Source organism: Neorhizobium tunisiense (assembly GCF_039631515.1).
GTDB lineage: Bacteria > Pseudomonadota > Alphaproteobacteria > Rhizobiales > Rhizobiaceae > Neorhizobium.
The window spans coordinates 540,353-554,207 of the sequence record NZ_JBDIUU010000001.1; the positions used below are offsets into that span (position 1 = coordinate 540,353).

At 63.3% G+C, this 13,855-nt stretch carries 12 protein-coding genes; 1 reads left to right on the top strand and 11 read right to left on the bottom strand.

The window, feature by feature from the left end; genetic code table 11:
• Window positions 1–200: 200 nt before the first annotated feature.
• Window positions 201–1,790 (top strand): ABC transporter substrate-binding protein, encoded by a 1,590-nt coding sequence (locus ABCW43_RS02855; protein WP_345922037.1) that lies wholly within the window; start codon window positions 201–203, stop codon window positions 1,788–1,790.
• A gap of 73 nt (window positions 1,791–1,863) precedes the next feature.
• Here ABCW43_RS02855 and ABCW43_RS02860 read toward each other — a convergent pair whose 3' ends face one another.
• The 11 genes from ABCW43_RS02860 to ABCW43_RS02910 all read right to left on the bottom strand — a co-directional run bounded on the left by ABCW43_RS02860 (window position 1,864) and on the right by ABCW43_RS02910 (window position 13,817).
• Window positions 1,864–2,775, bottom strand: coding sequence for an ABC transporter permease (locus tag ABCW43_RS02860; RefSeq protein ID WP_345922038.1), 912 nt, complete (start codon window positions 2,773–2,775; stop codon window positions 1,864–1,866).
• On the bottom strand, window positions 2,772–3,731 hold the full coding sequence (locus ABCW43_RS02865) for an ABC transporter permease (protein WP_345922039.1): 960 nt from the start codon (window positions 3,729–3,731) through the stop codon (window positions 2,772–2,774). The genes ABCW43_RS02860 and ABCW43_RS02865 overlap by 4 nt, the downstream gene beginning before the upstream one ends.
• A gap of 173 nt (window positions 3,732–3,904) precedes the next feature.
• Window positions 3,905–5,470: an ABC transporter substrate-binding protein gene (locus tag ABCW43_RS02870; protein WP_345922040.1), complete on the bottom strand. Its 1,566-nt coding sequence runs from the start codon at window positions 5,468–5,470 to the stop codon at window positions 3,905–3,907.
• A gap of 51 nt (window positions 5,471–5,521) precedes the next feature.
• Window positions 5,522–6,595, bottom strand: coding sequence for an ABC transporter ATP-binding protein (locus ABCW43_RS02875; RefSeq protein ID WP_345922041.1), 1,074 nt, complete (start codon window positions 6,593–6,595; stop codon window positions 5,522–5,524).
• Complete coding sequence (locus ABCW43_RS02880; protein WP_345922042.1) at window positions 6,592–7,623, bottom strand: ABC transporter ATP-binding protein; 1,032 nt, start codon at window positions 7,621–7,623, stop codon at window positions 6,592–6,594. The genes ABCW43_RS02875 and ABCW43_RS02880 overlap by 4 nt, the downstream gene beginning before the upstream one ends.
• Before the next feature lie 211 nt (window positions 7,624–7,834).
• Window positions 7,835–8,659: an inositol monophosphatase family protein gene (locus ABCW43_RS02885; RefSeq protein WP_345922043.1), complete on the bottom strand. Its 825-nt coding sequence runs from the start codon at window positions 8,657–8,659 to the stop codon at window positions 7,835–7,837.
• Complete coding sequence (locus ABCW43_RS02890) at window positions 8,656–9,483, bottom strand: glycerophosphodiester phosphodiesterase family protein (RefSeq protein WP_345922044.1); 828 nt, start codon at window positions 9,481–9,483, stop codon at window positions 8,656–8,658. The genes ABCW43_RS02885 and ABCW43_RS02890 overlap by 4 nt, the downstream gene beginning before the upstream one ends.
• Before the next feature lie 38 nt (window positions 9,484–9,521).
• Window positions 9,522–10,628: an ABC transporter ATP-binding protein gene (locus ABCW43_RS02895; protein WP_345922045.1), complete on the bottom strand. Its 1,107-nt coding sequence runs from the start codon at window positions 10,626–10,628 to the stop codon at window positions 9,522–9,524.
• A 2-nt stretch (window positions 10,629–10,630) separates the two neighbouring features.
• Window positions 10,631–11,548, bottom strand: coding sequence for an ABC transporter permease subunit (locus tag ABCW43_RS02900; protein ID WP_345922046.1), 918 nt, complete (start codon window positions 11,546–11,548; stop codon window positions 10,631–10,633).
• A gap of 3 nt (window positions 11,549–11,551) precedes the next feature.
• Complete coding sequence (locus ABCW43_RS02905) at window positions 11,552–12,442, bottom strand: carbohydrate ABC transporter permease (RefSeq protein WP_345922047.1); 891 nt, start codon at window positions 12,440–12,442, stop codon at window positions 11,552–11,554.
• Between the two features lie 67 nt (window positions 12,443–12,509).
• Complete coding sequence (locus ABCW43_RS02910; protein ID WP_345923313.1) at window positions 12,510–13,817, bottom strand: extracellular solute-binding protein; 1,308 nt, start codon at window positions 13,815–13,817, stop codon at window positions 12,510–12,512.
• Window positions 13,818–13,855: the final 38 nt, after the last annotated feature.

Here is a 13,855-nt window from a genome sequence, read left to right on the forward strand (position 1 = left end):
GGCCGGTGGGAAGGAAGTCATTTGCTGCAAAAACCGAATGCAAAAGTATACATCAGCTTCCTCCTGATGTAGGTTTTCCCTACGGCACGTTGTCGCAATTCGGGAGGAGGAAGCCGAATTGCGGGCGCAATGTATGCATCACCGGCCTTGCCGGCAGGAGTTTGTTTCATCAATTCGTTTCATTGGGGAGGAGCCCAAAGATGAGCAAGACGAAGGACGGCGTGCCGTCCATCATCCACAACGGCAGGATCAACCGGAGAACGCTTCTGGCGTCCGGCGCGACGCTGGGAGGCGCGCTGCTGCTGCCCGGGAAGATGTTTGCCCAGACGCCGCAGCCCAAACCGGGCGGCACCTTGCGCATCGCCATGCCGTTCAACCCGGCCGCGCTCGACCCGATGACCGGTCGCAACGTGCCGGACTTCAACGCGCTTTATGCGCTGTTCGACGCGCTGATCGCTTTCGACCCGGCGACGCTCGAGTTGAAGCCGATGCTCGCCAAGGACTGGACCTTCGCGGATCCAACGACGCTGGTGCTCAACCTCGTCGATGGCGTGAAATTCCATGACGGCACGCCTTTCAACGCCGAGGCCGTGAGGTTCAACCTCGACCGCTTCATCAGCGACCCGCGCTCCAACGTGAAATCGGACTTGGTCTCGGTCGCGTCGGTGGCCGTCACCGGTCCCAGCCAGGTGACGCTCAAGCTCAAGCAGCCGAACTATTCGCTGCCGACCATCCTCACCGGCCGCGTCGGCTGCATCGTCTCGCCCGCCTCCATCAAGGCGGCCGCCGACGGCAATGTCGATCGCAATCCCGTCGGCACCGGACCGTTCAAGTTCGCCGAGTGGCGCGACAACGACCTGATCCGCGTCGAGAAGAACCCGAACTACTGGCAGCCGGGGCTGCCCTATCTCGACGGCATCAATTTCCGCATCATCAACGAGCTGAACACGGCGGCTCGCACGGTGACGGCCGGCGAAACCGATCTTGCGCTCAACATGGCCGCGCAGCAGATCGCGACCGCGCGCCGCGTGCAGGACCTCACCGCCGAAGCCAATCCTTCGATGATCTTCTTCACCCTGATGATGAACTTCGCCAAGCCGCCGCTCAACGACATCCGGGTCAGGCAGGCCATGAACTACGCCATCAACCGCGACGAACTGAACCAGATCCTGATGCTTGGCCTGGGCGAGCCGACGTCCACCATGTTCCCAAAGGATTTCTGGGCGGTGGATGCCGATACGGCGCATTTCTACAAGCATGATCCCAACAAGGCGCGCAGCCTGCTGGCCGAGGCCGGGCATCCGAAGGGCTTGGAAGTCGAAACCTGGAGCTGGCCTGACCAGACATCGATGCAGCGCATGGAACTGGTCGGCAACCAACTCGAACAGGTCGGCATCCGCCTCAAGGTCACTCCCTCGCCGCCGCAGGTGGTCAACCAACGCTTCTACATCGAGGGCCAGGGCGCGATGATCCTCAATCCGCAGGGCGGCTGGCTCGACCCGAGCCAGACCTACGAGCGGCTGTTCGGGGCGACCGGCCAGTTCAACGCCGGCAAAATAGAGGATCCGCAGTTCCGCAAGCTACTCACCGCGACCGGCACCTCGGCTGATGCCGGCGAACGCAAGAAGGCATTTGCCGCGCTTCAGCGCTTTGTCGTTGAGCAGGCCCTGCATCTGCCGCTGGTGACCTCGGCCGCCATGTCCATCCGCAACAAGAAGGTCAAGGATTTCAAGTACGACCGGCTGCACTCGCCGCGGTTCCATCGCGTCTGGCTCGACCAGACCGCGTGATCGGCCAGGACATGATTGACGCAACGAACAGCCCGGCCGCGAGGCCGGGCTATTTCGCATCTAAAATTGGGAATTACCGACGCTTGATGGTCGGATCGAGAAGGACGCGGATCGACTCGCCGAGCGTGTTGAAGGCGAGCGCCGTGAACAGGATGGCAAACCCAGGCGCATACATCTGCTCGGGCGCCACCTCGACATAGTGGTAGGCGCGCGCCAGCATGCCGCCCCAGCTGGATTCCGGCGGCTGGACGCCCAGCGACAGGAAGCTCAATCCGGCTTCCGCCAGAAGCGCCACGGCCAGCATCAGGGTCACTTCGACGATCACGGGCTGGATCGCATTGGGCAGGATATGGCGCAGGATCAGATGCAGGCGCGAGGCGCCAAAACCGGTCGCCGCCTCGACATAGAGCGCATTCTTCACCACCACCGTCTGCGCCCGCATCGTGCGGGCAAGCACCGGCGCAAAGGCGAAGCCGACGGCGATCATCGCATTGGTTAGGCCGATGCCGAGCGCGCCGGTCACGGCGACGGCCAGCACGAGCGGCGGAAAGGCAAGGACGCCATCGATGATACGGCTGCCGACCTGGTCGACCCAGCCGCCGACAAAACCGATGAAGACGCCAAGCGGCACACCGATCGCCACGCCGATGCCGACGGCAAGGCTCGCGGCATAAAGCGCGTTGTAGGAGCCATATATCAGCCGGCTCAGCGTATCGCGGCCAAGGTCGTCGGTGCCGAGCCAGTGTGCGCCGCTCGGCGGCGCCAGAAGGTCCATCAGGTTCTGCTTGTTCGGCGCATAGGGCGCGATCACCGGCGCGAAGATCGCCGCCAGGACCAGAACGGAGAGATAGGCAAGGCTGATCAGCGCGCGCTTGTCGCCCCACAGCCAGGCCCAGAAGCGGAAGCGGGCGGGAGGCGGCAGGGTCTGCCGGGTAACCGGCGCGGCAGCGGTCTGGGTCATCGCGGTCATGTTCGTATCGGTCATGTGGAGGCTGCCACTCTGGGGTCGAAAGTCGCGTTGAGCACGTCGACCAGAAGATTGGTGAGGATCACCACCAGCACGAGCACGAGCGCCACGCCCTGCACGACCGGGAAATCCTTGTTGAGCGCCGAATAGCTGATGAGGTTGCCGACGCCGGGGATGGCGAACACGGCCTCGATGATGACGGCGCTGGAAAACAGCCGGTTCACCTGCAGGCCGGCAATCGTCAGCATCGTCGCCGCCACGTTGCGGAGCCCGTGCTTCCACAGGATGGCGCCGGAACCGAGCCCCTTGGCGCGCAGCGTGCGGATATATTGCGAGCCCAGCACCTCGAGCAGCGCGCTACGCACCTGCCTTGCCAGAACGGCGACCACGCCGGTCGAAAGCGCTATCGCCGGAAGGGTCGCGTAGTAGAGCGACTCCAGCGGCTTTTCGAAGACGGATACCGCGCCGGTCGCCGGAAACCAGCGATAGCCGAGCGAAAACAGCGTCACCAGAATGATGCCGAGCCAGAAATTGGGAACCGCAACGCCAAGCGATGCCACGCTGGTGATGATTTTGTCGAGCGTGGTGCCCTGGCGGGTGGCGGCAAGAATGCCGAGCGGAATGCCGAGCGCCGCACCGAGAACCAGCGCATAAAGCACCAGCAGGATCGTATGCGGCAGGCGAGAGAAGATCAGCCGCAGGACGGATTCGTTCGAGAACAGCGAATGGCCGAGATCGCCCTGCACGGCATTTCCCAGCCAGAAGAAATACTGCACCAGCATCGGCCGGTCGAATCCATAAATCTGGCGGATTTCCGCGATCCGTTCCGCCGTCGCATAGTCGCCCGCGATCATCATGGCCGGGTCGCCGGGCATCATGTAGACGAGGGAAAACACCACGAACGTGGCCACGATCATCACGGGCACGAGCTGCAAGAGCCTTTGCGCAATCATCCCGGGAACGCCGTACATCATTGATACTCCGTCAATCCGCAATTGACGCCGGCCAGTTCAATGGCCCGCGCGGGAACACCGGAGGAACAAGCCCTGCCTTCCGATGCGGCCGGAGCGGCAGGGCGAACCCATTCCGCTCCGTTTTTCGGGCGATCTCCCGACGCAACCGGCGCATCGGGAATCGCATCCTGGGCTCAGGCCTCCATCCAAACCTTGTGGAAGCGCGGGCGCTGCAACAGGCTGAAGTTGAAGCCGTGCACTTTTGGCGTACGGATGATGATCCCGGCCGACGAGAATTGCGGAAGATGCAGCGCGTTCTCCAGCACGAAACGCTGCATCTTGAAGAGCACGTCCTTGCGCTTGGAGTTGTCGAACGTGTTCATCGACGCATCCATCAGTTCGCGATAGCCCGGCAGTTCGATCTTCGCCGCATTGCGATAAGCCGTCGCCGAGAACTGGCGATCATAGGCGGTTGCCGGATCCGGAAGGCCGCCGGTCGGGGTCATCAGCATGTGACCCTTTTTCTCGGTGAGGAAGTACTGCATCGTCTGCGCCGGCTGCGCCGGAGTGACCTTCAGCCGGATGCCGGCTTCGGCAAGCTGGGCGCCGAGGACTTCCTGACGCTGCACCGCCGCCTGGTCGGCCCAGGTGAAAGTGGAGATCTCGATGCCGTTAGCAAAACCTGCCTCCTTCAACAGCGACTTGGCGCGGTCGAGGTCCAGCTTGTAATAGTTTTCGGTCGCCGGATCGTTGGCCCAGAACCCAGACGGGAACATGCTGCAATGCCCGCCACCGAGGCCGCCCCACAGGACCTGATTGAGCACCGGCCGGTCGAGCGCCCAGTTCATTGCCTGGCGAACACGGACGTCTTTCAGCGGCCCCTCGCCGTAGTTCAGGAAAGCGGTGTAGTAGATCATCGACGGCGTCGCTTCGGCGACCAGTTTCGGGTCGCGCTTGGCCACGGCCATCTGCTGCGCGCTCATGTTGAGGACGATATCGGATTCACCGGCGGTCACCGTGCGCACAGCCGTATTGAACTCGTTGACGATGCGCATGTCGACGCCGTCGAGATAGGGCTTGTCGCCCCAGTAGTTGGCGTTTTTTACCACCTTGATCAGGGTGTTGTCCTGCCATTCGACGAACTTGAACGGCCCGGTGCCGACCGGCGCACGGTCGACATTGCCGCCGGCGGCGGCCTTGACCGAAGCGGGCGACAAGATGAGGCCGGCACGGTCGGTCAGGATAGCCGGCAGGGTGGCGTCCGGATATTTCAGCTTGATCGAGACCTGATAGGGGCCGGTCGCTTCGACCTTGTCGACGACAGCAAGGTCCGATTTCACGTTCGAGCGATCGTAGGTGCTGCAGCGCTGCAGGTGGAAGACCACCGCCTCGGCGTTGAACGGCGTGCCGTCATGAAACTCGACGCCCTGGCGCAGTTCGAGAACCAGCGTGGTGGGGTCCGTGAACTTCCACGAGGTCGCCAGCATCGGCTGCAGTTCGAGCGTCTGCGGATCGAAGCCGATCAGCGCGTCGAACATCAGGAGAAGGGCATTGAAGTCGGGATTGTTGCGACCCGTCAGGGGGTCGAGTGCCGCCGGATTGAACGGCATCACGGCCCTTAGCGTCCCGCCGGATCTCGGCTGGGGGGCCTGAGCCCGCGCCATTGCCGGCAACAGGACCAGGCCGCCTGCGGCGGCCGTGCCGGCGAGCAGCGAACGACGGGTAATATCCGGTATCTTTCCAAATAGATCTGTGGTCACGTCTTCTCCTCCATCATCCATGACCGGCCGTGCTCGACCGCTATATCAGCGTCACATCATGTCAGCGCCCTGTGTGGCGGTGGCGCCTTGATGGGCGCCGCCCCGTCCCGCAAGATCAAGACTTCTCCTCTCCTTTTCGCCCAGCATTTCCTCGGCGAAATGGCATGCGACATGCCGCCCGGGCAGCAATTCCCGCTGCCGGGGTTCTTGCGTGCGACAGATGTCGCGCACCCGCGGACAGCGCGTATGAAAGCGGCAACCGCTCGGCGGCGTGATCGCGCTCGGTATCTCGCCCTGCAGGATGATCCTCTTCCGGGCGCCAGCCGCCGCCGGGTTGATCTCCGGTTCGGCCGAACGCAGCGCCTCCGTATAGGGATGCAGCGGCGTTTCGATCACGGCGTGGGCGGGGCCGACTTCGACGATCTTGCCGAAATACATCACCGCGACACGGTCGCTGATATGGCTGACCACCCGCAGATCATGGCTGATGAAGACGTAGGTGAGGCCGAACTGCTCCTGCAGGCGAGCAAAGAGGTTGAGCATGTCGGCCTGGATCGACACGTCGAGCGCCGCCACCACCTCGTCGCAGACGATCACGTTCGGATCGAGCATCAGCGCCCGCGCGATATTGGCGCGCTGCTTCTGGCCGCCGGAAATCTCATGCGGATAGCGGTTGGCCATCTCCGCCGACAGCGACACCCGGTCGAGCATCGCGAAAGCCTTTTCGCGCCGCTCGGCTCTCGTCCCCTCGCCGGCTATGTTCAGGGGTTCGCAGATGCTCTGGAGGATGGTCATGCGTGGATCGAAGGCCGCATTCGGGTCCTGCGAGACGATCTGATACTTGCGCCGGTGGCGGTTGAGTTCGCGGCGGGAGAATTTGAACGGATCGATACCGTCATGCAGAACGTCGCCGCCGCTTGGGCTGAGCAGGCCGACGAGACAGCGGCCGAGCGTCGATTTGCCGGAACCGGACTCGCCGATCACGCCAAAAATCTCGCCCTTGCGGACGCTGAAGCTGACGCCGTCAACCGCGCGGATCAGCGAGCCGCGCCGGGGATTGCCGAAGCTGACATGCAGATTATCGACCTTGAGCGCGGTCTGATCCGAAGCAGCGCCGGCACTCATGCTCCTACCCCCCTCAATTCGAGTTCTTCCCAACGGTTGCAACGCACTTCCCGGCGATCGACGTCCTCGATGCCCTCGTTCTCTATGCTCTGGGGCAGTTCGCAGGGCTGCGTGGAATAGGAACAGCGCGGCCCGAAGCGACAGCCCTTCGGCATGTGACGCAGGGACGGAACACGGCCGGCGATCGAGGGCAGCGTGCCCCGCGCGCGGTTGCTGTCGGGGATGGAATGCAGAAGTCCGGCCGTATAGGGGTGGCGGGGGCCGGCGATGACGCCCCTCACCGGGCCACCTTCCACGACCTGCCCTGCATACATCGTCACCATCCGATGACAGCTCTGCGCCACCAGTCCGAGATTATGGGTGATGAACATGATGGCCGTACCGGTACGGTCGGCGAGGCCCAAAAGCAGGTCCATGATCTGCGCCTGGATGGTTACGTCCAGCGCCGTGGTCGGCTCGTCGGCGATCAGCAGGCGGGGCTCGCAGACCAGCGCCATGGCGATCATCACCCGCTGGCGCATGCCGCCGGAAAGGTTCATCGGATAAAGCGTGGCGACGTGGCGGGGCGATGCGATGCCGACCGAATCCAACGCCGCGACGGCGCGCTCGGTCGCCTCTTTGCGATCGAGCCTGAAATGCCGCCGAAGGGTTTCTTCGATCTGGTAACCCACAGTGAATACCGGGTCCAGCGCGCTCATCGGCTCCTGGAAAATCATGCTGATGTGCCGGCCACGAATACGATTCATCTGCGATTCAGAACAGGAGACGAGGTTCTGGCCGCCGAACATGATCTTGCCGCCAAGACGGGAATCGCGCGGCGGCAGGAGGCGCAGGATCGAGAGCGCGGTCATCGACTTGCCGCAGCCACTTTCGCCGACCACACCGAGAATTTCCTTCGGCTTTACCGAAAACGAAACATTGTTGAGGACTTCGACCCAACCCGATTGGTCACGCAGTGACAATGTCAGGTTCTGGATATCCAGAAGCGTGTCCTGGCTGGCCGTCGTGGTCTCGGCAAGCTGCTGCATCCGCCCTGATCCTCCCTTATCGGCCCGCTGCCCGCGTGGTCAGCATGTGACATGCAGGCAGCTAATATGCATTCTCCTCACCGCGCCAAAGACCCCATCAGGGATCCTGATACGCGATGCAGACTCCTCCCGAGAGCCTAGCTGTGTATACATTACACGTCACGATGGCGAAAGCCAGAATGAAAATCACTCTCCTCCGAAAGCCCGGTTTTCACCCCAGGCTTTCGCGAATAGCCTCCCAGCTCGCCGCATCGGGCGCAAGCAGCAGCCGCCCTTGCGTCATGGCGGGCCGATAGGCCGCGCCGCTCAGGAGGCCGCTATGGCCGCCCGCTTCGCGGTGAATCAGCTCGCCCGCCGCATGGTCCCAGGGGTTCATGTCGGCATTCAGCGAGAAGCTCATCGCTCCGGTCGCCACCATCCGGTATTCGAAGGCGGAGCATCGCCACGTAGTGGTGCGGCCGAACCGCAGGACCCGCGGCGCGAACACCGCCCGCTCTTGCGGAGAGAACATGTGCAGCGGCACGAAGCCACTCATTTCGGCGACCGGGACTGCGGCGGCAACGCTGAGGCGGGTGCGGGCGCCATCACGGGCGATATGCCAGGCGCCCTCGCCCGGACGGGCCGCGAGAAAATCGCCGGTCAGCGGATAGTGGATCAACCCGGCGACGGTCTTTCCCCCGGACACGATCGCCACGATCATGCCGAACAGCGGCACGCCATGAGCGAAATTCCAGGTCCCATCGACCGGATCGATGATCGCCGCAAGTTCGGCATCCGCCAGACGGTCGAGCAGCGTCGGATCGGCGGAGACCGCCTCCTCGCCGACGATCAGCGCTTCGGGAAAATGTACGGAGAGTGCCGCGGAAAGCCGGCGTTCGGCTCCCAGATCGGCATCGGTGACGATGTCGTCCGGGACGGTCTTGGCGCGGATCCCTTCGGCAGTGACGCCGAGGAAACGGGGCAGAACCTCCGCCAGCCCCGCCTGGCGCATATCCTCCATCAGGGACCGGAGGGTGGCCTCGGAAATGATCGTCATGCCTGGCGAGCCTTTATGTAGGATTTCAGCGCGGCGGGCTGGTCCGTCTGGATGACGCTGATGCCCGCGTCCATCAACCGACCCCAGATGAGATCGGGGTTGGCGAGAGCCGCACTGTCCGTCCATTCGCCGCTGCCCGGCTGGTCGAGCGTGTTGACCCAAAGCGCCATGCGGGCTCTCGCGAAAGCCTCGCGATGGTGGGCGATCGTTTCGAGACTGTCGAAGCGGATTTCGCACATGAAGGGCGCGAGTTCGGCGAGTATGGCAAGTGCGTCGCCGGTGTTTTCGGCGGTGAAGCGCGCCATGCCCATGAACGGCACGCCGTCGATGTTCTGGTCGCGCACCCAGTGGACATCCGCCAGGCTGTGGACTTTGGTCTTGAGATCCACGCCGGCTTGGGCGCCCATTTCCCGCGCGCAGGCGGCGACTTCAGAGAAAAGGCCGCGATCCTTGAGATCGAGATCGGCGAAGATGCGACCGCGGATGACCTCCAGCGCCTGTTTCAGCGTCGGAATGGGCTGGTCGCTTGCGGCACGCCCTTCGCCGCCGTCGCTCTCGCGCAGCCTGATCGCCTGAAGTTCAGCCATGGTCATGCTCTCGGCGTCGCGGTCGATGCCGGCCATACGTTCGAGCGTATCGTCATGCATCAGGAAGAGCTCGCCGTCGGCGCTCTTGCGCACGTCGAGTTCAACGATCTCGCAGCCGAGCGCAATGGCGTTCTCGATGGCCGCCAGGCTGTTTTCCGGGGCGTTGTGCCAGGCACCACGATGGGCAACGACGGCGCAGCTGCGCGCCGGATCGGCGATGAAGTCTTTGTAGTTCATATGGGCTTCTTTCATATGGCGCCTTTGGCGCCGGGCTTTCATTGGGCGCCGAGGGCACCGGGTATGGCCCGGCCCGTCGCTGCATCGAAGAGATGCAGTCGCGAGGTCGGGAAGTTCAGGAGAAGTTCGAGCCGGTCGACGATATCCATGCCGAAGGGCGTCGCGATGCGGACAATCGAGCCGCCGAGATCGGCGGCCAGCACCGAATGGGAACCGAGATCCTCGCGGAACCGGAGTGCCGCCTTGACGGCATGGCCATCCGCCTTGCCGTCAACGACAATATCCTCGGGCCGGATGCCGAGCTGATAGGCGCCGGTCAGCGGGGCGTTCGCCACCACCTGCCCGTCGGCAAGCCTCAGCGCCGACCCGTCTCCAGTCACAGCTAAGATGTTCATCGGCGGGGCACCGATGAACTTGGCGACGAAGACCGAGGCCGGATGGTGGTAGATCGCCTTCGGAGTATCGAACTGCTCGATACGGCCCTTGTTGAGGATGAGGATGCGGTCGGCGAGCGTCATCGCCTCCACCTGGTCATGGGTGACGAAGACGGTGGTGGCGCCGATGCGGCGATGCAGGTCGGCCAGTTCGACGCGCATGTCGTGCCTGAGCTGCGCATCGAGGTTGGACAGCGGCTCGTCGAACAGCAGCACGCCCGGCTCTCGCACGATTGCGCGGCCGATCGCGACACGCTGGCGCTGACCTCCGGAAAGCTGTCCCGGCTTGCGGTGCAGATAGTCGGCGAGGCCGAGCATCCTGGCGACCGCCGCCACCCGCTCGGCGCGCTCCGCCTTCGGCGTGCCGGAGACCTTGAGGCTGTAGGCCATGTTCTCGAACACGGTCATGTGCGGATAAAGCGCATAATTCTGGAACACCATGGCGCAGCCGCGATGTTTCGGCTCGAGATCCTGCACTTCGCGGGTACCGATCAGGATCTTGCCGCCCGTCACCCGTTCGAGCCCGGCGATCATCTGCAGCAGCGTGGACTTGCCGCAGCCGGAAGGGCCGAGCACGACGGTGAATTCGCCCGCCTTCAGCTCGACATCCATCGGCGGAATGACCACCGTCTGGGGATCGTAGGCCTTGGTCAGATCCTTGACCGTGATGCTCGCCGCGGCGGCGCGGATGGCTGTATCGATGGCGTTCATCGTCATTTCTCCGAAAGCACGAGGCCCTGCACCAGATACCGCTGCAAGAGCGCGATCATCAGGAGGGGCACGAGGGAAACGATCACGGCGCCGGCCATGATCATCGGAAAGTCCGGCACTTCGCCTTCCGAATCCGGCAGCAGCCGCGCCAGGCCGACGACGGCGGTCTGCATGTCGGGGGTGGAGGAGGCGACGAGCGGCCAGAGATACTGCGTCCAGCCGCTCAGGAAGGTCAGCACGAACAGCGCCGCGAAACTGGTGCGCGACAACGGCAGCAGGATATCGACCATGAAGCGGATCGGCCCCGCCCCATCCATGCGGGCGGCCTTGAACAGATCGCCCGGCAGGGTGCGGAAAAACTGGCGGAACAGGAAGGTTCCGGTGCCATGCGCTGCCAGCGGCGCGATGAGGCCGAAATGGGTGTTCAGCACGCTCAACTCGAGCTGCACCGGTGCGCCGAAAATCCCTGCGATCAGCCCGTTGAGGCCCGAGACGTCGAGCAGCGCATTGACCGGCGAAAACACGTTCGACGCCACCTGATAGGTGGTGATGACGCGGATATCGACCGGCAGCATGATCGTCGCGAGGATCAGCGCGAAGGCAACGCCCGCCCAGCGGATTCGGAAATAGACAATCGCATAGGCCGACAGGAAGGATAGGATGCAGGTGGCGATCGCCAGGCTGAATGCCACGGCAAGGCTGTTGAACATCTGGATCGGGATACGCGTCTCGGTGAAGATGCGCGCCACGTTGTTGAAGAACTGGTCGCCGGGATACCAGGCAAGCCCGTTGCGCAGCAGGAATTCGTAGGATTGCGTTGCCGTCGCGAGCGTCAGGTAGAGTGGCCCGAGAATATAGACCATGCCAACGAGCAGGATCAGGCTGGCTACGATGTTGAGGGAGCGTGCGTTCTCGATCATCTGTCAGCGCTCGTAGTTGATGCGCCGGCCAAGGAAGACGAACTGGGCGGCGGTGAGAAGGATGACGAAGACCATCAGGATCGCGGTCTGGGTGGAGGCGCCCGACAGGTCGTAGCCGCTAAAGCCGTCCTTGTAGATCTTGTAGACGAGCAGCGTCGTGGCGCCGCCCGGACCGCCATGGGTGATCGTGTCGATCAGCGCGAAGGCCGAGGTGACGCTTTCGGTAAATTCCAGCACCAGCGTCAGGAAGAGCTGCGGCATGATCAGCGGCAGCTGCACATCGAAGATCCGCCGCCAGGGCCCTGCCCCGTCCATCGCCGCCGCCTGGTGCATGGTGCGCGGGATCGATTGCAGCCCGGCCAGAAGGATGACGAAATTGAACGGGATGCCGCCCCAGACATGCGCGGCGATCAGCGTGATGAAGGCGTCCGTGCCGTCGATGCCCGGTGCCCAGATGCCCGGAAAAGCCTTGTTGAGCGGTGCGAGGATGCCGACGAACGGATTAAAGACGAAGGCGAAAACCACGCCGATCGAGGCGCCCGCGACGCCCTTCGGCCAGACCAGCACGTTGCGGGCTGGCAGCGACAGGCGGATCCTGCGATCGGCAGCGACCGCTAATATCAGCGGGATCAGCACGGCGAGCGACGACGCCGTCACCATGAATACGATGGTGCGCCAGCCCGCCTGCCAGAATTCCCGGTCGGAAAGGACACGCGCGAAATTGTCGAGGCCCACGAACATCGATCCGCCGCCGAACGGCTGTTCGAGAAAGAAGGACCAGTAGAAGGCCTGGAAGATCGGCACGTAGAAGAAAAGGACGATCAGCAGCATGAACGGCGCGACCAAGAGGACCGGCAGCCAACGATTGCTGAAGAGAGTGGATTCGGAGGTCATGGGAAAAGCCCGCAGTGAGGGATCGGCACGGACAGGACTTGTCCCGCCCGCGCCGATCAAGCTTGGATCAAGGCAGCTTGACGCCCTTGTAGGTCTGCTCGAAGCGGCGCAGCAGCTCGTCGCCACGCTTCTTGGCATTGTCGAGCGAGACCTGCATGGTCTGCTGGCCGCCATAGGCCTTCTGGGTCTCTTCCATGAAGATCTCGCGGAACTGCACGTAGAAGCCGAGGCGAATGCCGCGGCTGTCGGCGGTCGGCGGCTGGTTCATCGATTCGATGCCGATGGCCGCGGTTGCGTATTTCGCAGCCTTCGCATCGCCGCTCTTGTTGATTGCGTCGAGGACGTCGTTGGTGACCGGCACGTAGCCGGTCGCGGCGGTGAATGCCATCTGCTGCTCGGGCTTGCGCAGGAAGTCGAGGAAGGCCTTGGCGCCTTCGACTTCGGCCTGGTCACGACCCTTCATGACGTAGATCGAAGCGCCGCCGACGAGCGTGTTATGGCGCTCGTAGCCCTTGTACATCGGCGCCATGTTGACGGTAAGCTGGTACTTGCCGTCGAAAGCCTTGGTGGAGGCGGCGTAGGAGCCGGAAGAGCCTTCCATCATCGCGCATTCGCCTGCGTTGAAGGCGGCCGTATAATTGCCGGCCTTGGTATCGGCGTTGAGCCTGACGAGGCCTTCCTTGCGCCAGTCGACCAGGTTCTGGAGGTGCTTGGCGACGAAGGTGGTATTGAAGACATATTCGGCGTCGAGGCCGTCATAACCGTTGTGCCTGGAGGCGATCGGCAGGCCGTGGCGGGCGGAGAACTGCTCCAGCACGCGCCAGGTATCGCCATCGGTGACGAACGGGCATGCATGGCCGGCAGCCTTCAGCTTGCGGGCCGCATCGATCACCTCTTCCCACGTGGTCGGGGTCTGGGTGATGCCGGCCTTCTCGAGCTCGGTCCTGTTCGTATAGAACAGCAGCGTCGAGGCATTGTAGGGCTGCGCGAAAAGCTTGCCGCCGGACGTTTCGTAGTAGGCGCGGGTACCGGCGATATAGTTGTCCCACTTGACGTCGGGCAGGATCTCCTGGACCGGAACCACGGCGTTCGACAGCATCAGGTCGAGCGTGCCGGCGTCGAAGAACTGGATCAGCACCGGGTGGTTCTTGGCGCGATAGGCGGCAATCGCCTTCTGCATCGACACTTCGTAGCTGCCCTGGCCGACGCAGGTGACCTTATGCTGGGTCTGTGCGGCATTAAACGCATCGCACTGGGCCTTGATGGCCGTCTCGACGCTGCCCGTGTTGCCGTACCAGAATTCGATATTGGCGGCCTGCGCGGAACACGCGCCCGCCATCAGGGCGGCCGCGGCCGCCAGAATGGAAATCTTCATCATTGCCCTCGCCTGTTTTGGATCGGCCGAGTGAGCTC